The sequence below is a fragment of the Arthrobacter sp. CJL-S3 genome (genome assembly GCF_056711635.1).
On the sequence record NZ_CM160046.1, the window covers coordinates 126,943 to 145,104 of the forward strand.

Annotated in this window: 17 protein-coding genes; 7 read left to right on the plus strand and 10 right to left on the minus strand. The window is 67.8% G+C overall.

Features of this window, described 5'->3' with window-relative positions; all coding sequences use genetic code 11:
* Nucleotides 1-8: 8 nt before the first annotated feature.
* The 3 genes from AC06G6_RS00635 (at nt 9) to AC06G6_RS00645 (ending at nt 2,141) form a co-directional block, all read left to right on the plus strand.
* Nucleotides 9-710, plus strand: a complete 702-nt coding sequence (locus AC06G6_RS00635; protein WP_479825375.1) for a ThuA domain-containing protein — start codon at nt 9-11, stop codon at nt 708-710.
* 14 nt (nt 711-724) lie between these two features.
* On the plus strand, nt 725-1,825 hold the full coding sequence (locus AC06G6_RS00640) for a Gfo/Idh/MocA family protein (RefSeq protein WP_479825377.1): 1,101 nt from the start codon (nt 725-727) through the stop codon (nt 1,823-1,825).
* Nucleotides 1,826-1,904: 79 nt separating this feature from the next.
* Nucleotides 1,905-2,141, plus strand: coding sequence for a hypothetical protein (locus tag AC06G6_RS00645; protein WP_479825379.1), 237 nt, complete (start codon nt 1,905-1,907; stop codon nt 2,139-2,141).
* Nucleotides 2,142-2,250: 109 nt separating this feature from the next.
* Here AC06G6_RS00645 and AC06G6_RS00650 read toward each other — a convergent pair whose 3' ends face one another.
* Together AC06G6_RS00650 and AC06G6_RS00655 are read right to left on the minus strand one after the other, a co-directional pair.
* A complete protein-coding gene (locus AC06G6_RS00650) occupies nt 2,251-3,537 on the minus strand; it encodes an MFS transporter (RefSeq protein WP_479825381.1) in 1,287 nt (428 codons plus the stop codon).
* A 22-nt stretch (nt 3,538-3,559) separates the two neighbouring features.
* Nucleotides 3,560-4,801: a M20 metallopeptidase family protein gene (locus AC06G6_RS00655; RefSeq protein WP_479825383.1), complete on the minus strand. Its 1,242-nt coding sequence runs from the start codon at nt 4,799-4,801 to the stop codon at nt 3,560-3,562.
* A 135-nt stretch (nt 4,802-4,936) separates the two neighbouring features.
* Between AC06G6_RS00655 and AC06G6_RS00660 the strand changes: the two genes are divergently transcribed.
* On the plus strand, nt 4,937-5,971 hold the full coding sequence (locus AC06G6_RS00660) for an Lrp/AsnC family transcriptional regulator (protein WP_479825385.1): 1,035 nt from the start codon (nt 4,937-4,939) through the stop codon (nt 5,969-5,971).
* Between the two features lie 363 nt (nt 5,972-6,334).
* On the opposite strand, the gene AC06G6_RS00665 is transcribed toward AC06G6_RS00660, so the two are convergent.
* On the minus strand, nt 6,335-7,018 hold the full coding sequence (locus AC06G6_RS00665) for an ankyrin repeat domain-containing protein (protein ID WP_479825387.1): 684 nt from the start codon (nt 7,016-7,018) through the stop codon (nt 6,335-6,337).
* Nucleotides 7,019-7,050: 32 nt separating this feature from the next.
* A complete protein-coding gene (locus AC06G6_RS00670) occupies nt 7,051-7,635 on the minus strand; it encodes a GlcG/HbpS family heme-binding protein (protein WP_479825389.1) in 585 nt (194 codons plus the stop codon).
* Between the two features lie 214 nt (nt 7,636-7,849).
* On the opposite strand from AC06G6_RS00670, the gene AC06G6_RS00675 reads away from it, so the two are divergent.
* Both AC06G6_RS00675 and AC06G6_RS00680 read left to right on the plus strand, forming a co-directional pair.
* Nucleotides 7,850-9,043: a sensor histidine kinase gene (locus AC06G6_RS00675; protein ID WP_479825392.1), complete on the plus strand. Its 1,194-nt coding sequence runs from the start codon at nt 7,850-7,852 to the stop codon at nt 9,041-9,043.
* Nucleotides 9,040-9,666 carry a response regulator gene (locus tag AC06G6_RS00680; protein ID WP_479825395.1) on the plus strand — a complete coding sequence of 209 codons (627 nt, stop codon included), beginning with the start codon at nt 9,040-9,042 and terminating at the stop codon, nt 9,664-9,666. Before AC06G6_RS00675 ends, AC06G6_RS00680 begins: the two co-directional genes overlap by 4 nt.
* Before the next feature lie 7 nt (nt 9,667-9,673).
* Here the strand turns inward: AC06G6_RS00680 and AC06G6_RS00685 are convergent, their stop codons facing one another.
* On the minus strand, nt 9,674-10,927 hold the full coding sequence (locus AC06G6_RS00685) for an amidohydrolase family protein (protein ID WP_479825397.1): 1,254 nt from the start codon (nt 10,925-10,927) through the stop codon (nt 9,674-9,676).
* A 644-nt stretch (nt 10,928-11,571) separates the two neighbouring features.
* Between AC06G6_RS00685 and AC06G6_RS00690 the strand changes: the two genes are divergently transcribed.
* Nucleotides 11,572-11,922, plus strand: coding sequence for a DUF3846 domain-containing protein (locus tag AC06G6_RS00690; RefSeq protein WP_479825399.1), 351 nt, complete (start codon nt 11,572-11,574; stop codon nt 11,920-11,922).
* 61 nt (nt 11,923-11,983) lie between these two features.
* Here the strand turns inward: AC06G6_RS00690 and purU are convergent, their stop codons facing one another.
* Genes purU through AC06G6_RS00715 form a run of 5 tightly spaced genes read right to left on the minus strand, consistent with a single transcriptional unit; the run spans nt 11,984 to nt 18,156 of the window.
* Entirely contained in the window at nt 11,984-12,868 is an 885-nt protein-coding gene (purU, locus tag AC06G6_RS00695; RefSeq protein ID WP_479825401.1) for a formyltetrahydrofolate deformylase, read from the minus strand.
* 3 nt (nt 12,869-12,871) lie between these two features.
* Nucleotides 12,872-14,245, minus strand: a complete 1,374-nt coding sequence (locus AC06G6_RS00700) for an L-serine ammonia-lyase (protein WP_479825404.1) — start codon at nt 14,243-14,245, stop codon at nt 12,872-12,874.
* Nucleotides 14,245-14,880, minus strand: coding sequence for a sarcosine oxidase subunit gamma (locus AC06G6_RS00705; protein ID WP_479825406.1), 636 nt, complete (start codon nt 14,878-14,880; stop codon nt 14,245-14,247). Before AC06G6_RS00705 ends, AC06G6_RS00700 begins: the two co-directional genes overlap by 1 nt.
* Complete coding sequence (locus AC06G6_RS00710; RefSeq protein WP_479825408.1) at nt 14,873-17,830, minus strand: sarcosine oxidase subunit alpha family protein; 2,958 nt, start codon at nt 17,828-17,830, stop codon at nt 14,873-14,875. The genes AC06G6_RS00705 and AC06G6_RS00710 overlap by 8 nt, the downstream gene beginning before the upstream one ends.
* Entirely contained in the window at nt 17,827-18,156 is a 330-nt protein-coding gene (locus AC06G6_RS00715) for a sarcosine oxidase subunit delta (RefSeq protein WP_479825410.1), read from the minus strand. The genes AC06G6_RS00710 and AC06G6_RS00715 overlap by 4 nt, the downstream gene beginning before the upstream one ends.
* Nucleotides 18,157-18,162 lie beyond the last annotated feature (6 nt).

The following is an 18,162-nucleotide window of genomic DNA, read 5'->3' on the forward strand; positions in this document are numbered from 1 at the left end:
GGAACCCCATGACAACGAACCACAAAACCGCCCTCGTGGTGCGCGGCGGCTGGGACGGGCACCAGCCCGTTGCGGCCACGGAGGAATTCATCCCCTACCTGCAAGCCAACGGCTACCAGGTCCGGGTTGAGGAATCACCCAAGATCTACGCCGATGCCGACTATCTGGCCGGTGTGGACCTGATCATGCAGTGCGTGACCATGTCCACCATAGAAAAGGACGAATTCGAGGGACTCCGGACCGCTGTCGAAAACGGCACCGGCCTCGCCGGCTGGCACGGCGGCATCGCGGATTCCTACCGCGACACTGCGGACTACCTGCACCTGATCGGCGGCCAGTTTGCGTGCCACCCGGGCAAGCACCCGGACGAACGGACGGGCGGGCAGCCCGACAATTACGTCCCGCACACCATTAATATGCTCCCGACGGCAGCGGAGCATCCGATCACTGCCGGCCTCGGTGACTTCGACCTCGTGACCGAACAGTACTGGGTCCTCGCCGACGACTACATTGACGTCCTGGCCACCACCACCCAGAGAGTCCGGGAATGGGACCCCTGGCACCGGGAAGTCACCTCGCCGGCCATCTGGACCAGGCAATGGGGCAAGGGCAAGATCTTCGTCTGCACGCCCGGACACCGCGTCGAAATCCTCCAGGACAGCAATGTCCGCACCATCATCGAAAGGGGCCTGCTGTGGGCAAGCCGTTAGACACAGACCAGCCAGTGAATGTAGGAATCATCGGCTGCGGAGCCATCATCGCCCAGTACCTGGCGAACTTCCGCCGGCTCGAGGACATTAACCTCGTCGCCGTCGCGGACCTGGACCCCGCCCGGGCGCAGGCCGTGGCCGACTCATACGACGGCGTCCGGGCGCTCACGGTCGACGCGCTCCTGGCGGCCGACGACGTCGAGCTCGTCCTGAACCTGACCATCCCCGCAGCCCACGCCGAGGTTGCCCTGCGGGCGATTGCCGCCGGCAAGTCGGTCTACGGCGAGAAGCCCCTGGCAGCAACGACGGCGGAGGCCCGGCAAGTGCTGGACGCCGCGCGGACAGCCGGCGTCGTGGTCGGCTGCGCGCCGGACACCGTGCTCGGCACCGGGATCCAGACCGCCCGGAAAGCGATCGACGACGGGCTCATCGGCAGGCCCATCTCCGCGACGGCCACCATGGCCACCCCCGGTCACGAGCGCTGGCACCCGAACCCTGACTTCTACTACCAGCCCGGCGGCGGGCCGCTCCTGGACATGGGGCCGTACTACGTCTCGGCCCTGGTCACGCTGCTGGGACCGGTAGTCTCCGTGATCGGTGCGGCCAGCCACACCCGGGACGAGCGCACCATCGGCTCGGGCCCGCGGGAGGGCCAGACGGTGCCCGTGGCGATCGATACGCATGTCACCGGCGTCCTGGTTCACGCCTCAGGGGCCTTGTCCACGCTGGTGATGAGCTTCGACGCAGTGAAGACCAAAAGCCCCAACATTGAAGTCCACGGAGAGCGCGGTTCCCTGGTGGTCCCGGATCCCAACCACTTCGAGGGCGACGTGCAGGTCTTCGCCCTCGGCGCGGATGACTGGGAGACCCTCCCCGTTTCTGCGGGCTACGCGGACTCGGGGCGGGGCTTCGGCATCGCGGACCTCATCCGTACGCCGGCCGGCCAGGAGCCCAGGGCAGGAGGTGCCCTGGGCTTCCATGCCCTGGACGTGATGGAGTCCGTGCTGGAGTCGGCCCAGACGGGTGCACCGGTCATGATCGGCAGCGCTGTCGAGCGCCCCGCGCCGGTGGAGCTCGCCACCATCGCGGCGCCTGCCCTGGCGGTCACTTCGTAGCGCCCGCTCAGGCAGCGATGGTGCGGCAGGCTGGGACGGAGCTCTTTTGGCGCCCGCCGCACCGTGACAGACTGCGGCCATGAGTATCGAGCAATGGTGGCCGAGGCTGAAGCCCTCGACGCGGGACTGGCTGATTGAAAACAACGGCGACGCGGTGCCGGTGGAGGTGCTTGATGAGATCGAGGCTGCTGGGGGATCGGTCGCTTCCGGCGCCTGGTGGGTGGGTGAGAACTGGCCCGCAGGCTTCTATTTCTCGGACGAGGCCATCGACTGGATTGAAGCCGTAGGAAACGGCGAGACACCCGACAATCGCTGACGTCTGCGCAGGGATTTTTACGTCAACCCGCAACGTGCCCCCAGCCTGCAGGCTGGGGGCACTTGGTGGAGGACCGCACGGCCTTTCCTGACGGGTCCTTTCGGACTGCCTAGTGCGTCAGGTCCTTGCCCTTGGTCTCCGGGATGGTGAAGACGAACAGCACGCTGACCAGCAGCAGCACCACGGCGTAGACGTTGAACACGTTGGCGAGGCCGATGGTCCCGAGCCAGGTCTGCAGGTACGGGGCGGTCCCGCCGAACACGGCCACGCAGATGGAGTACGGGACGCCGACGCCGATGGTCCGGATGCTGGTGGGGAACAGTTCCGCATAGACGGCCGGAACGATCGCGGCGCTGGCGGCAATGAAGATCAGCATGACGGACATGGCCACGGCCAGTTGCCAGGCTGAATCCTTCAGCAGCCAGGTCATCGGGAAGTGCATGATGGCGGCTCCGGCCGCACCGGCCCAAAGCACCTTCTTGCGGCCGATCTTGTCGGACAGCTTGCCCCAGAATGGCAGGACGGCGATGAACACAATGTTGGCAACGACACTGGCCCAAAGGGTTTCACCGCGATCGATTTTCAACGTCGTCGCCGCGTAGCTCGGGGCCACGACACCCCAGATGTAGTAGATCACCGTGAGGCCCACGGTCAGCCCGATGACCTGGAGGGCCTGCTTGCGGTACTGCACGATCTGCGGCCAGATCGGGGCGCGCTTCTCGGAGGCCGTCTCGCCTTCGAAGGCCTCGGACTCGTGCAGCTTGGAGCGCATGATCAGCGCGTAGAGGCCCATAACGGCACCGACCAGGAACGGGATGCGCCAGCCCCAGTCATTCATGGCCTCGGTACTCAGGGTCATGTTGAGGACGGCGCCGAGCAGCGTGCCCGCCAGGATTCCCACCGTGCCCGAGGTGTAGATCAGCGTGGCCCACAGGCCGCGCTTCTCTTTCGGGGCCACTTCGGAGAGGTACGTCTGCGACGACGGCAGCTCACCGCCGTGGGCCAGGCCCTGGATGAGCCGGGCCACCAGCAGCATCACCGAGGCCCAGACCCCGATGGTCGCGAAGGACGGCGCGACGCCGATCATGAGGCTGCCCAGCGACGCGAGCCCGACGGCGAGGGTCATGGACGTCTTGCGGCCGATCCGGTCGCCGATCCAGCCGAAGAGGAAGCCTCCGACCGGACGGGCCACGAAGCCGACGGCGAAGATCGCCAGCGTCGCCAGCACCGCCGAGGCGGGATCGGCCTTGCTGAACAACTGGCTGGCGATGAACGGTGTGAACGTGGCGTAGATCGCCCAGTCGTACCATTCGACGGCGTTCCCGATGCCCGTCCCGAGGAGGGTCTTCCGCGTGGCCGCCCGGCTGGAGAGCTGGGGATTGGTGATAGTGGTCATGATGTCTCCGAAAGAGGTAGGGCTAGGAAGCGGGGGACGTGGGGGAGCCGGCGGACGCCAGGGCTGCGATCCGGGCAATGGCGAGTTCGGCGTAGAGCGCCGCGCCGTCGGCGAGGACGCCGTCGTCGAACGTGGCATACGGGGAGTGGTTGAAAGCGGTTTCGGTGTGGTCCGCCTCCGGGGCGACGGCGCTGAGCCCGATGAAGGTGCCAGGCACCTCCGCCATCACCCGGGAGAAGTCCTCGGAACCGCTGAGCGGGGTGGCCCAGCGGGTCAGCCGGGACTCCCCGAACAGCTCCTGGATGGTTTTCTCCGCGGTGAGGGTCTCGTTCTCGTCCGTGATGCTCAGCGGGTACTCGCCGCGGTATTCGACATCCACCTCCAGGCCGTGGGCGTGGGCGATGCCCTTCACGAGCATGTGAACCGCGGTCATCATCCGTTCGCGGGAGGCGTGCGAGAACGTCCGGACGGTCGCCTCGATGCGCGCCGATTCGGGGATGACGTTGCGGGTGGTGCCCGCGTGCAGGACGCCGACGGTCAGGACGACGGGGTCGAACATGTTGAACTGCCGGGTGATCATCACCTGCAGCGCGGTCACCATCTCGGCGGCCGCGGTGACGGGGTCCTTGGCCGCGTGCGGGGCGGAGCCGTGGCCGCCGGCACCCAGGACGGTGATGAACAGCCCGTCCGAGGCGCTCAACATCACGCCCGGCTTAGTGGCGAACTGGCCGTACGGCTCCAGCGAGGAAAACACGTGCATGCCGTAGGCCGCGTCCGCGCGCCGGCCCGCGGCGTCCAGCACCCCCTCGCGGATCATGTGCCCGGCGCCGTCATAGCCCTCCTCGCCCGGCTGGAACATCAGGACGACGTCGCCGGCCAGCTGCTCGCGGCGTTCGGCCAGCAGGGTGGCCGCCCCGGCGAGCATCGAGGTGTGCAGATCGTGCCCGCAGGCGTGCATCGCGCCGTCGACCCGGGAGGAGAAGCCGACGCCGGTGCGCTCCTGGACGGGAAGGCCGTCCATGTCCGCGCGCAGCAGGACAACAGGTTTGTCGGCCGACGTGTGCGGTGCGCCGCCGCGCAGGACCGCGGTGACCGACGTCGTGCTCTCGCCGAGGGTGATTTCGTAGGGCAGGCCGTCGAGGGCCTTGAGAACTTTTTCTTGGGTGCGGGGGAGTGCCAGGCCGATCTCCGGCTCCTGGTGCAACTCGTGGCGCAGCCGGGTGATCTGGCTGTGCAGTTCCCTGGCATCGGCGGTGACCGACATATGTTCCCTCTTCCCGAACGGTTGGTAAGTGCTAGCACCAATTGTGGAGTGACTGGAGTCACATCGCCGGAATAGCTGGAAAAATGCAAAAGTAAGATGGTTAGAACAGGAATCATGCATGGACGGAGGGATCCCGTGGACCTCAGTGAGGAAGACCTTCAGCTGATCAACGCACTGCAGATCGCGCCGCGGATCAGCTGGTCCGATGCCGCCCGCATTCTGGGCGCCCACGCCACCACCCTGGCGGCACGCTGGGACCGGCTCAAGGCCTCCGGCACTGCCTGGAGTACGGCCCACCTGATCGGCGATCCGAAGCAGATGTGCCTGGCGCTCGTGGACGTGGACTGCGAAATGAAGCTGCGCGACGACGTCACGGCGGCGCTGGCGGCCATCCCGGAGGTGGTCACGGTGGAGGAGGCGGCCAGCAACCGCGACCTCATGCTGACGGTCATCACGCCCACCCTGGCCCACTTCAGCGGCCACGTGATGCCGCAGTTCAGGAAGATCCCGGGCCTTACCAAGTACCAGACGTCGCTGTGCACGCGGCTGCACTCCGGCGGTTACGCGTGGCGGCTGAACGTCCTGGAGAAGCCGCAGAAGGCGGCGCTCCAGGCGCTCGCCGGGCCCGAGGCCTCCGGCCTGGCCCCGGCCGGGAACCAGGGTGCGCCGCTGCCGCAAAGCCACCTGGACCTGATCCCGTTCCTGGCCAGGGACGGGCGGGCGGCGGCCGCGGACATCGCCCGCGCCCTGGGCCGCAGCCCGGCCACGGTCCAGCGGCAGCTCAACCGGGTGCTGGCCAGCCAGGTCCTCTCGTTCCGGTGCGAAATCGCGCAGAAATACTCGGGATACCCGGTGGCCTGCCAGTGGTTCGCCAACGTCCCGCCCGGCCAGCATGAGGCCGCCGCGGCGGAGCTGCGCAGCTTCCGCAACATCCGGCTCAGCGCCTCCACCACCGGCCGCACCAACTTCGTGATCCTGATGTGGCTGCATTCCCTGGCGGACGTCATGAACGCCGAACAGGCGCTGCAGCTGCGGATCCCCGGAATCGAGCTCGTGGAAAGCGTGGTGGTGCTCAACGCCGCCAAGCGGGTCGGCTGGATGCTGAACCCGGATTCGACGGCGACCGGCGCCGTCGTGGTCCCCGCGGCCGAGCTGGCACCGACGGCGTGAGCGCCGGGACCGGCCGCTCGCCGAGGCGGCTGTGGCTTAGTTCTTCTTCCAGTGTTTGGGCCACTTCACGTTCAGCAGCAGCATTCCCAGCAGGAGCGCGTCAACGGTCATGATGGCGGCCATGAGGTAGGCCCAGCCGATCATCATGGGTTGCTCACCGCCGACCGGCAGCCCGAAGTGTGGGGGTGCATCAGAATGCCCATGACGATCTCCTGACTGGAATCCCCCCAGACACTCGATAGTCGTCCCAGTGTGCCACGGCGGCGCCCCGGAGGGAACGGCAAAGCTAGCGCAGTACGGCGGTCCGGTGGCCCTGGAAGAAAAGGCGGCCTTCGCAGTCCCAGCGGACGGCGTCGGCTCGGCTCAGCGCGCCGTGGCGGGCTCCGCCCTGATGATGTTCACTATCTCGGCAAATCCCAGCCGGTGGGCGTTCTCCAACGCCGTTCGTCCTTGAGGGTCCGGGATCGTGGGGTCCGCGCCGGCGGCGAGGAGCTGCCGGACCACGTTCTGCTGCCTGGGGCCGCCGTTGTTGAGGAGGATGGCCTCCTGTAGGGCGGTCCAGCCCAGCCTGTTGACGTGGTTCACGGGCACCCCTGCTTCGAGGAGGATCCGCACGGTCTCCACGTGTCCGTGTTCGCTGGCCGGGATCAGCGCTGTCCCGCCGAACCGGTTGATGCTGGACACGTCGGCGCCGTTGGCGAGCGTCAGCTGCAGGACCTCATTGAATCCTTCAGCCCCGGCATAGAGGAACGCTGAATCCTGGATCGAGTCCTTGGTATTAACGTTGCCGCCGGCCCGGATCAGCTCGGCCACCTGACCGACGTCGTTGGCCTTGGCAGCCTGGACAAGGCGCCGGTCCAGTGACGCTTGAGCCTCCCGGGGCCGGACCGGCGGGGCCGACGTTGTCGAAGAATGCGGCGGGGCCGGTGGCGTCAGCCGCGGCGCCTGCAGCCCGGGAATATCCCCGGCGGCCGGGGACTCGAGCCCGAGGGGCCGTTCGGCTCCCGGGCCACAGGACGTCAGCCCGAGCATCGCTGCCGTGATCAAGACAAGATTCCGGATCCGGGCCACGGTGACGCCTACTTGGCGGTGCCCGGCGCGGCACCCGCAATGGATTCCGCACCGGCTGCGGCGCAGGCTTCGTCGAGCACGCCGTCGGGAGCTCCGCCGACGCCGATGCCCGCCACGGACACCCCGTTGACCTTCAGCGGAACCCCGCCGGCCAGGAAGAGGGTGCCGGGGAGGTCGGCGATGCTCGGCCCGTTCCCGTTGATCCTCTTGGACAACTCGCTGGTCGGCGTTCCGAAGGCCGCAGCGGTGTAGGCCTTTTGCCGGGCCGCCTCGATTGTGTGCTCGGCTGCGTTGTCGCCGCGGAGCAGGGCCTGGACAGTCCCGAAGCGGTCGACCAGCGCCACCGTCACGAACGGCAGCTTGTCGGCCTGGCATTTCCCGAGGGCGGCCTGGACGGCAGCAGCGGAAGCATCCACGCTGATGCGGTTCTGGGCGACCACGTTCTCAGGAACCGGCTGGATGTCCGCCGCCGGGACGGCAAGGCTGGCCGCGGCCGGGGTGGGCCCGGCGTTGGCGGCGGCCGTCAGCCCGCCGGTCAGGAGCAACACTCCGGTGGCAGCGGCGGCAGTGATGATCTTGTTGGACTTCTTCATGGGTTCTCCTTGGAGTGCGGTCTCGGGACTTGCTCCAAGCTGATGGCCTGGGTCCCGAATCCATCTTTTCCGCTCCCGTGCGGGTGGGCATCGGGCATTCGTCTGACGCTTCCTCCCCCGTAAGGCCAGCAGTATCAGCCAAATGGCTGAGGCCGGCGCCACGTCGCGGGCTCTAGCATGGTGGGTAGTACTCCATCCACCGGAACCGGATCCCATGCCTGACTTACCAGCCGCCCCGCCGGTGCCCTCCGAGCGCGACCGTGCCACGGGGAGGGGACCGCTGGGCCGGATCGACGCCGTCGTCCACCTCGGTTTCGCCGTGCTCCTGGTGGCGTCGGCGGTCCGCTACATGATGAGGCACAGCCCTGCGGATAACCTAGGGGTTCTGGCACTCGCCGCGGCGGTCTGTACGCTCTACGCCCTGATCGCCGTGCTCTCGCAGCGGCGTCGGCCGTGGGCGGTGTGGATGTTCGTCCTGGTAGTGCTCTGGGCCGTGCTGGTGATGGTGGCGCCGAGCTTTGCCTGGTGCTCGTTCGCGCTGTTCTTCCTGTGCCGCACGGCCTTCACCGGGTGGGTCGGCTACGTCGCCGGCGGCGCGACGGCGGCGGCTACTGCGTTCGGGCTGTTCCGGCTTGGCGGCGGCACCGATGTCGCCATGCTCCTGGGACCCTTGGCGGTGGGCGTCATGCTGACACTGATCCATGACCGCATCGAGCACGACGCCGAGGAGCAGCGCCGGCTCCATGCGGCGGTGTCGCTGGCGCAGGGTCAACTTGCGGCCACCGAGCGAAGGGCGGGGAGCATCGAGGAACGTGCCCGGGTTTCCCGGGAGATTCATGACACCGTGACCCAGGGCCTGGCCAGCAGCCTCCTGCTGCTGGAAGCGGCCAGCCGGTCCTGGCCCGCGCCGGCCGCACGTGAGGACGTCCGTGCCGCCAGCGGGATGCTGCGGCAGAACCTGGTTGAAACCCGCAGCCTGGTCCACGACCTCGCTTCCCCGGGCCTGGATACGGCGCCCCTGCCGGACGCCGTAGCCAAAGCGGCATCGCAGTACCTGCCGGGGGTGCACCTGCTGGTCACCGGCGAGCCCCGCCAGGTTCCCGCCGACACCCGGCACGCCCTGCTGCGGGTGGTCCAGAGCGCGGCCGCCAACACGGCGCTGCATGCGTCCGCGGCCAACGCCACGGTAACGCTGGGCTTCCTGCCGGGCGCCGTCACGCTGGATGTGTACGACGACGGCGCGGGCTTTGATCCGTCGTCGCTGGCGCCGCCGTCGGACGCTGGAGGCTACGGACTGCGCGCCATGCGCCAGCGGGTCGAGCAACTCGGCGGCGTATTCTCGGTGGAAAGCAGCCCCGGCGGCGGGACGGTTGTGGCCGCGGAACTGCCGACCAGGGAGGAACAGTGAAGACCATTACCGTGCTGCTGGCGGATGACCACCTGGTCGTCCGCAGCGGGCTCAAGGCGCTCCTGGGGACGCAGCCCGGCATTGAGGTGGTGGCCGAGGCAGCCTCCGGTGAGGAGGCACTCGCCCTGGTGGAGCAGCACGGCCCGGCCGTGGTGATGATGGATCTCGCCATGGGTGCCGGCATGGACGGCATCGAGGCCATCAAGCGGCTGCGGCAGCGCAACAGCCGGCAGGCGATCCTCGTGTTCACCACGTATGACTCCGACGCCGACATCGTCCGCGCCGTCGACGCGGGGGCGATGGGCTATCTGCTCAAGGACGCCTCCCCCGAGGAGATCTTCGCAGCTGTCCGCGGCGCGGTCCACGGCAAGAGCGTGATGAGCGCGCCGGTGGCCTCGCGGTTGTTCCAGCAACTGCGCAACCCGGACGCCATCCTGACCCCGCGCGAGGCCGAGCTGCTGAGCCTCCTGACCGAAGGGCTCAGCAACCGCGAACTCGGCCAGCGGCTGTTCATCTCCGAGGCCACGGTGAAGACGCACCTGGCGCACATCTACGCCAAGCTCGGGGTCGAAACCCGTTCCGCGGCGATCGCCACCGCCATCCGCCGCGAGGGCATGCGCTAGGCGGGCATCACCTGGAGTCCCCTGCCCCGTTACGTGAAATGCGCGGAAGGACGGCTAGCCCGTCAGCGACGAGCCTGCCCTCGTGGAGGACGGTGCGGTCGGTGCCGCGGTCCATGACGGCGCTGGTGATGGTTTCGCCGTCGATTAGGACGATGTCGGCCCGATCCCCCGGAGCCAGGCCGGGCCGGTCGTCGGGATTGGTGAGGCGCGGGACGGTGCGGTCCATCATGGACGCGCCTCCGATGGTGGCGATCGCCGCGCAGTGTTCGATCAGCCGGTCCTTGCGCAGCCGGTGGGTGAACGCCAGCTGCCAGGTGCGGTCGAGCATGTCGCAATTGCCGTACGGGCTCCAGTAATCGCGCTGGCCGTCTTCGCCCAAACCGACGCGGATGCCCGCTTCTGTCATCCGGGCCAGATCAAACTGTGTGCCGCCGCTGGCCGGGGCGACCGTCGCCCAGGCCACGTCCAGTTCGGCCATCTGCTCCATGAGCCGGGCGGTCACATCGGGGTGGATGTTGGCCAGATCGTAGGCATGGGACAGCGAGACGCGTCCCTCCATACCCAGCGCCCGGGTGCGTTCGAAGATCAGTTCGGCGCTGAAGACCCCCAGGTGGCCGGGCTCGTGCAGGTGGATGTCGACGTCGACCCCGTACTTTTCAGCCAGGCCGAACACGATGTCCAGATGGCGGACGGGGTCTCGGTCCAGCTGGCAGGGGTCAATGCCGCCAATGGTCGTGGCACCCGCGCGGAGGGCCTCCTCGAGGAGCGGGACGGTGCCGTCCTCCAGCAGGAGGCCGGCCTGTGGGAAGGCCATGATCTCTACGTCGGCGGCGTGGGCAAAGCGCTCCTTGGCAGCCATGACTGCCTCGAAGCGCTCAAGCTTGCAGTCGACGTCGACCTGGGCGTAGGAACGGACCCGCGTGGTACCCCGCGCAATCATTCGCTCGAGCGTCCCAGCAACGACCTCCGTGTAGGGGATGGGGGTGTCGCGCCAGTTTTCCCGGTCGTTGCACATCATGTTCCACACACCGGGCGAGGCGGTGTGCTCCCGGAACGGCAGCCCGATCCGCGTCGAGTCGAGGTGGACATGCACGTCCGTGAATGAGGGCAGGGCGATCCGGCCCCGCCCGTCGACCGTCCCGCCGGCAGAATCGGCGGCTCCGACGGCGGTCAGCGCTGGGCGAACGGCGGCAATCCGCCCCTCGCGCATCTCAAGGTCTACGGCGTCCCCGCCCCAGGGGCGGACGTTAGTAATGAGCATGGCGATTCCTTTCGGCCGGGCTGTGGTCTGCCCAATATCCGGGCGGTCACGGGCACTCGACCACTTCCGCGAAGTGGACGGGCGTTTTGTTGCCGTTCGCACCGTAGATTTTTGGTCCTCTTTGTATCCGCGCTGATTCCATGATTCTAATCTAAACTGCGGACTGGCATTAATAATTTAAATCGGTATGGTGATGGGTAGGTAGCGTTTAGAAATGCGTGATTCCATTGTCGGAAAAGTCTCCCAGAAACAGCAGTGCCAAAAAAACGGGAAAGTCGATTCTCGAAAAGAGAGCCGAAAAAAGGGCGAAAACCGAAACCAGCGAAAATCTGTTCGCAAAGCCTCGCAAAAACCAGCGGTGACACACCGCCCATGACGGCCCGCCAGCCGCGTGTACTAAGGGCCGCGGGCAGCCGAACCAGGGATTCCCGGCGGTGCACGGCGGCCCGCAGCAGGCCACCCCGGCGCCGTGGATCCCCACGCCACTAGGGTCCGAATTCAATTCCTTTCCCAGAGTTAATTCTCGCGGAGCGGACGGTTCCTGGTGTCTCCAAATGCCCTGACTGGGCATCGCCTAATTCCCGCTTGGCCTGCGTTTTGAGCCTTCTGGGTGGCCAACCGTTGAAACAGAGAAAGGACCGGTAATGCGCGCGAAACGCATCGCCCTGGTTATCCCGGCAAGCCTAAGTCAGCCCGTCCGCGTCGAAAAGATCAACACGGCCCTGGCCGCGCGTCAGATCCTGGTTGAAGGAAGCGTCGGAGCAATCACCGGTAAGGACTGGCACGTTTATCTGAACGACGAGGCAGACTTTATCCCCCTGCCACTGAATGCCCGGGCCGAAGTGCTGATCCGCGAAGCAGGTTTACATCTTGAGGAGACCGTCAGCGGGACGGCTGTTTTCCTTGGCCACGAGGACAACGGCGATGAAGCAGATGCGCCGGCACATCTGCTCCAGCTGGCCGAACGCCTCTTCGGCACCGCGCTGGCCGCCTAGCAACCAGGGAAGATCCGCGCAGCGAAACCCCTTCAAACGCTGCACCCGCAACGGTCCGAAGCTAGCGCAGGACGACGGTCCGGTTGCCCTGGAGGAAGACGCGGCCTTCGCAGTGCCAGCGGACGGCGTTGGAGAGTGCCTTGCGCTCGGTGTCGCGTCCGGCGGCCACGAGGTCCTCGGCGCCGAAGGTGTGGTCCACCTCCACCACCTGCTGGGAGATGATCGGGCCCTCGTCGAGCTCGGCGTTGACGTAGTGGGCGGTAGCGCCGACGGTTTTGACGCCGCGGGCGTGCGCCTGGTGGTAGGGCTTGGCGCCCTTGAAGGACGGCAGGAAGGAGTGATGGATGTTGATCGCGCGGCCGTCCAGGCGGCGGGTGAGATCGTCGCTGAGGACCTGCATATAACGGGCCAGGACCACGAGTTCGACCTCCAGCCGGTCGACGAGCTCCATCAGGCTCTCCTCGGCCGCGGGTTTGGTGTCTGCCGTGACGGGCACATGGAAAAAGGGGATGCCGTGCCATTCCACGATGCCCCGGTGGTCCGGATGGTTCGAGACGACCGCGACAATATCGATCGGCAGTTCCCCGATGCGGGCGCGGAACAGCAGGTCGTTGAGGCAGTGCTCGAATTTGGACACCATGATCAGGACCCGGCGTTTCATCCCGTGGGGGCGCAGTTGCCACTGCATGCCGAATTTTTCGGCCACGGGCACAAAGGCCGCCCGGAGTGAGTCAAGGGTGGCCGGTCCGCCGGGGAAGTCGCCGGCCGAGGCGAAGTGGATCCGCATAAAGAAGTGGCCGTCGTCCTGGGAGTCGAACTGCTTGCTTTCCAGGATGTCGCAGCCCTGATCGAGCAGGAATCCGGACACGGCATGGACCAGTCCCCGCGTTTCCGGGCAGTCGAGGGTCAGAACGTATTCATTCGCGCTGCTAGTGAGGCTATCCACGGCTCAGCACTCGATCACATTCACGGCGAGGCCTCCGCGGGAGGTCTCCTTGTATTTGGTTTTCATGTCCGCTCCTGTCTCACGCATGGTCTTGATGGCTTTATCCAGCGACACTTTGTGGCTGCCGTCGCCGTGCAGGCACAGGCGGGCGGCGTTGATGGCCTTCACGCTGGCGATCGCGTTCCGTTCGATGCACGGGATCTGCACCAGGCCGCCGACGGGGTCGCAGGTCAGGCCGAGATTGTGTTCGATGCCCACTTCGGCGGCGTTTTCCACCTGCGCGGGAGTGCCGCCCAATACCTCGCACAGCCCGGCGGCCGCCATGGAGCAGGCGGAACCGACCTCGCCCTGGCAGCCCACTTCCGCGCCGGAGATGGAGGCATTGATCTTGAACAGGATCCCGACGGCGGCCGCCGCCAGCAGGAAGCGGACGACGCCGTCGTCGTCGGCTCCCGGAACAAATTTGACGTAGTAGTGCAGCACCGCGGGCACGATGCCGGCCGCGCCGTTGGTCGGGGCGGTGACGATGCGCCCGCCGGCGGCGTTCTCCTCGTTGACCGCGAGGGCGAAAAGGTTCACCCACTCCATGGCACGGAGCGGGTCGGTCACCCCGGTGTCCGCTGTCAGGGTCCGGAACAGCGACGGGGCGCGCCGTTTGACGTTCAGCCCGCCGGGCAGGATCCCCTCGGCCGCGCAGCCGTTGTCCACGCACTGGCGCATGACCGCCCACAGGGCCAGCAGCTTCTCCCGGAGTTCGGCTTCGCTGCGCCAGACGAGTTCGTTGGCGAGCATCACCTCGGAGATGGACATGCCCTCACGCGAACAGATGTCCAGGAGCTCGTCGGCGGTCGTGAAGGGGTAGGGCAGCACGGTGTCATCCGCCACCACCTGGTCCGCTCCCTGGGCGGTGCCGTCAACCACGAAGCCGCCCCCAATGGAATAGAAGCTCCGCTCGCTGAGGACGGCGCCGGTGCGGTCCAGCGCCCGGAAGGTCATGCCGTTCGGGTGGGCCGGGAGCGACTTGCGGCGGTGCAGCACCACGTCCTCGTCCCAGTTGAAGTCCACCCGGTGGTCCCCGCCGATCCGGAGTTCGGCATCCAGGGCGGCGGCCGCGACCTGGTCATCGGCGGTGGCGGTGTCCACCGTGTCCGGATCCTGGCCCTGGAGGCCCAGGACCACGGCCTTGTCCGAACCGTGGCCCCGGCCGGTGGCGCCGAGGGAGCCGAACAGCTCGGCCTGCACCCTCGTGGTGGAGCTCAGCTGCCCGTCGCTTTTCAGTCCGTCGGCGAACCGTTTGGCCGCCCGCATCGGGCCGACCGTGTGGGAGGAGGACGGCCCGATGCCAACAGAGAACAGATCCAGGACGCTGAGCGCCATCAGGGGACCTCGGGGGAGGCGTATTCGCGCATGGCGTCGAGGAGCCAGCGGCCCAGGAACTCCGCGAAGGATGCCCGAGGGAAGACGCGGTATTCCTCCTCAGCGGTCTTCCACAGGACGGCGGGGATGCCGCCGACTTCCGTGGACAGGGCCGTCCCGGTCTTGAAGACGCGGGGGTGCAGGTCCAGGGAGCAGCCCTTCTCCAGGACGGCCCGTGCCCGCGGACCGGAGAGTTCGAGCGTGGTGCGGTTGGCGGAGAGATCCACCACCTGCCCGGCGCCGTCCCCCAGTGCCTCCACCAGCGCACCGGGCAGCTCGCCGCCCAGGCTTTCGTGGGATTCCGCGGGGGCCACGAGCAGGAATTCTGCCGGGCCCAGCCACAGCACCGCGGTCCCGCCGCTGCCGCGGACCTCCCCTGATGCCGAGGGCAGGCCCCCCGTCAGGGTGCCCAGCCGTTCCCCGGCGTCGCTGCCCGGATCGACCCGGAGCCCGGCCATGGTCAGGAACGGCACCTCGCGCAGCTCCACGGTGCCCGCCACGGACCCCGTCTCAAACGCTGCCTTCAGTGGCGACGCGGGGCTCTGCCGGAGGGTCTGGATTTTCTTGGAATTTTCGAGTGCTGCAGTGTCAGCCATCTTTGCGGGTCCCTTCAGAGTCAAAAAGTACGGTTTCTGCGACAACCACGTCCACCAGCTGGTCCCCGGCGGCGGCCACCAGGGTTTCGCCGATGCGGTTGCGGCCGTTCTTGATCAGGGCGAGGGCGAATGACCGTCCCAGCGCCGCGCTGTGGTAGCTCGAGGTCACGAATCCCTGCATCGGGACGGGGCCGTAGGCGGGGTTAACGGTGATGCCCTGCTCCACCAGCTGGGTGCCTTCGGGCAGCCGGATCGTGCCGTCCACGGGAAGGACGCTGACCAGGTGCTTCCGGTCGGTGCGGCCGGCGTCCTTGCGGGCGTAGGACCGCTTGCCGATGAAGTCCTTGACCTTGGACACGACCCATTCCATCCCGGCGTCCTGCGGGGTGACGGTCCCGTCGGTGTCCTGGCCGACGATCGGGTAGCCCTTCTCCGCCCGCAGCACGTGCATGGTTTCGGTGCCGTAGGGGGTGATGCTGAATTCCGCCCCGGCCGCTGCCACTGCTTCCCAGGTGTTCAGCCCGTACCAGGACGGGATGTTGATTTCGTAGGCCAGCTCGCCGGAGAACGAGATCCGGCAGATCCGGGCCCGGACGCCGGAGGCGAGCGTGGTTTCCTTGAACGTCATGAACGGGAACGCCTCGGCGTCGAGGCCGCCGTCGGCCGCCAGCTCCGGAGCCAGCTTCGCCACGACGGCACGGGATTTCGGTCCGACGACGGCGATGGTGGACCACTGCTCCGTGACCGAGGTGCAGTGCACGTCCAGCTCCGGCCATTCGGTCTGCAGCCATTCCTCCAGCCAGTCCAGGACCTTGGCAGCGCCGCCGGTGGTGGTGGTCATAAAGAACCGGTCATCGTCGAGGCGGAGCGTGACGCCGTCGTCGAAGATCATCCCGTCCGGGGTGCACATCACGCCGTAGCGGGCCGAGCCCGGGGCGAGCTTCTTGAACGCGTTCGTGTAGATGCGGTTCAGGAACTCGCCCGCGTCCTTGCCCCGGATCTCGATCTTGCCCAGCGTGGTGGCGTCCATGAAGCCGACCGATTCCCGGACGGCGGCGCATTCGCGCAGGACCGCGGCGTCCATGTCCTCGCCGTTCTGCGGGTAGTACCAGGGGCGCTTCCACTGGCCGACATCCTCGAAGAGGGCGCCGCGGGCGACATGCCAGGGGTGGATGGAGGTGAGCCGGGCCGGGTCGAAGAGCTCGCCGCGCTGGCGTCCGGCCAGGGCAGCGAACGCCACGGGCGTGAAGGGGGCGCGGTACGCGGTGGTGCCGATTTCCCCGATGCCCCGGGACGCTTCGCCGGCCTGCCGCAGGGCCGCGGCGATGACGCCGATCGCGTTCACCCCGGAGGTCTTGCCCTGATCGTTGGCGGTGCTGATCGAGGTGTAGCGCTTGACGTGTTCCACCGAGCGCATGCCGGCGCCGGTGGAGCGGAGCACGTCGGCCACGGACTGGTCGCGCTGGAAATCGACGAAGTGGTGGTGCCAGTCATCCGGGCCGCCTTCCTGCCCGGGGACCAGCCAGAGCTGGCGCGTCGGGGCGGACGCCTTCGGCTCGGAAAGGACCAGCGGATCCACGGCTGCGCCGGAATTTTCAAGGTCGAAGCCGGCGGCGCCGGCCGCGGCGGCCCCGGCGGAGATGCCTTCGGCGACACAGTCGCCGAGTTCAAAACTGCCGCGGCCGGCACCGGCTACGTGCTGGTTGGGGACCACGCTGCTGGGGACGAACGCCGCCAGGTCATCGTCCCAGCGGATCTTGCCCTGGCGCTGGGAGTGCAGGTGCACCACGGGGGACCAGCCGCCGGAGACGGCGAGCAGGTCGCAGGCGAGCTGTTCGACGCCGGAGGTGAGTTCGCCGTCGTCGTTGATGCTCCGGACGGTGACGCCGGCGACGCGCTCCTCACCGGTGGTGTTGGCAACGGCGCTGCCGATCAGCACCCGCGTGCCGGCCGCGGCCGCCGCGGCGGCTGTTTCGCTCAGCCGCGGGCGGGCGTCCACGACGGCCCCGACGCGGATGCCGGCGGCGCGGAGGTCGGCGGCCAGGGCGTAGGCGCTGTCGTTGGTGGTGCTGATGACCACGCGCGAACCGGGGGCAACGGCGTAGCGGTTGAGGTAGCTGCGGACCGCGGAGGCGAGCATGATGCCGGGGCGGTCGTTGTTTTCGAAGACCAGCGGGCGTTCGTGGGCGCCCGGAGCGAGGACGACCTGGGCGGCGCGGATGTGCCAGATCCGCTGGCGGGAGACGCCGGGGGCGGCCGGGGTCAGGAGGTGGTCCGTCCGGTTCTGGGCCGCGATGACGTAGTTGGAGTCGTAGGAGCCGAAAGCAGACGTGCGGTTCAGGACCGTGCACTCGGCCGCGGAGATCAGTTCGGCTTCAACGTTGGACACCCAGTCCAGGGCCGGGACCCCTTCGATGGTCTCCGCGAGGTCCGGAGCGGTGGATCCGGACAGCAGCGAGCCGCCCAGTTCGGGCTGGTCGTCCAGGAGTATGACGCGGGCGCCGCTGCGGACTGCTTCGCGGGCCGCGGCCAGGCCTGCGGGGCCGCCGCCGACCACAAGGACGTCGGTGTGGACGTACTTCTTGTCGTACTCGGCCCGGTCCTCCTCGGGGTCCAGCTTGCCGAGGCCGTTAAGGAGTTCGGCGCTGAGCCCGTCCACCAGGGTCACCGTGGTGGCGGGGAGCATGGATTCTGCCACGTGGCCCGGGAACCGGGCGGCGACCTTGACGAGGGCGTTGGATTCCTCGACGCCGGCGGACATGATGCCGCGGGGCCGGTCCTCATACAGGGAGTTGCCGGCGCGGAGCTGGCCGTTCGCCAGCAGGGCGGAGGCGAGGGTGTCGCCGGGGTGGCCGGTGAATTCACGGCCATCCACGGTGAAGCGCCAGGTGACGCTGCGGTCGATGCGTCCGCCGGTGGACAGACGCGCGGGCTGCGGCTGAGCGGTCATTTGACTGCTCCTTCCGGGGAGACGGGGCTGGGGACGGCCGGGGCGGTGGGTCCCGTGGCGGGACGAAGCTGACCCATCGGGTACACGGCCTGGATGTCGTAGGTGACGGTGTCGCGGAGCATGTTGAACCACTGGCGGCAACTGGTGCTGTGCAGCCAGCGCTCTGCGAAGGCGCCCTTGGTGTTGTCGCGGTAGAACAGGTACTCGGCCCATTCACGGTCGGTGAGTTCCGCCGGGTTTTCGGGGTAGGCGATGTGGGCCTGGCCGCCGTAGCGGAATTCGGTCTCGTCGCGGGGGCCGCAGTTGGGGCAGGGGATCAGGAGCATGTCCGT

Coding starts and splice junctions, on each gene's coding strand:
- AC06G6_RS00710 (WP_479825408.1), bottom strand. CDS start 17,830: ATGACCGCTCAGCCGCAGCCCGCGCGTCTGTCCACCGGCGGACGCATC.
- AC06G6_RS00645 (WP_479825379.1), top strand. CDS start 1,905: ATGAGTATCGAGCAATGGTGGCCGAGGCTGAAGCCCTCGACGCGGGAC.
- AC06G6_RS00650 (WP_479825381.1), bottom strand. CDS start 3,537: ATGACCACTATCACCAATCCCCAGCTCTCCAGCCGGGCGGCCACGCGG.
- AC06G6_RS00700 (WP_479825404.1), bottom strand. CDS start 14,245: ATGGCGCTCAGCGTCCTGGATCTGTTCTCTGTTGGCATCGGGCCGTCC.
- AC06G6_RS00670 (WP_479825389.1), bottom strand. CDS start 7,635: ATGAAGAAGTCCAACAAGATCATCACTGCCGCCGCTGCCACCGGAGTG.
- AC06G6_RS00685 (WP_479825397.1), bottom strand. CDS start 10,927: ATGCTCATTACTAACGTCCGCCCCTGGGGCGGGGACGCCGTAGACCTT.
- AC06G6_RS00705 (WP_479825406.1), bottom strand. CDS start 14,880: ATGGCTGACACTGCAGCACTCGAAAATTCCAAGAAAATCCAGACCCTC.
- AC06G6_RS00690 (WP_479825399.1), top strand. CDS start 11,572: ATGCGCGCGAAACGCATCGCCCTGGTTATCCCGGCAAGCCTAAGTCAG.
- AC06G6_RS00635 (WP_479825375.1), top strand. CDS start 9: ATGACAACGAACCACAAAACCGCCCTCGTGGTGCGCGGCGGCTGGGAC.
- AC06G6_RS00715 (WP_479825410.1), bottom strand. CDS start 18,156: ATGCTCCTGATCCCCTGCCCCAACTGCGGCCCCCGCGACGAGACCGAA.
- AC06G6_RS00675 (WP_479825392.1), top strand. CDS start 7,850: ATGCCTGACTTACCAGCCGCCCCGCCGGTGCCCTCCGAGCGCGACCGT.
- AC06G6_RS00655 (WP_479825383.1), bottom strand. CDS start 4,801: ATGTCGGTCACCGCCGATGCCAGGGAACTGCACAGCCAGATCACCCGG.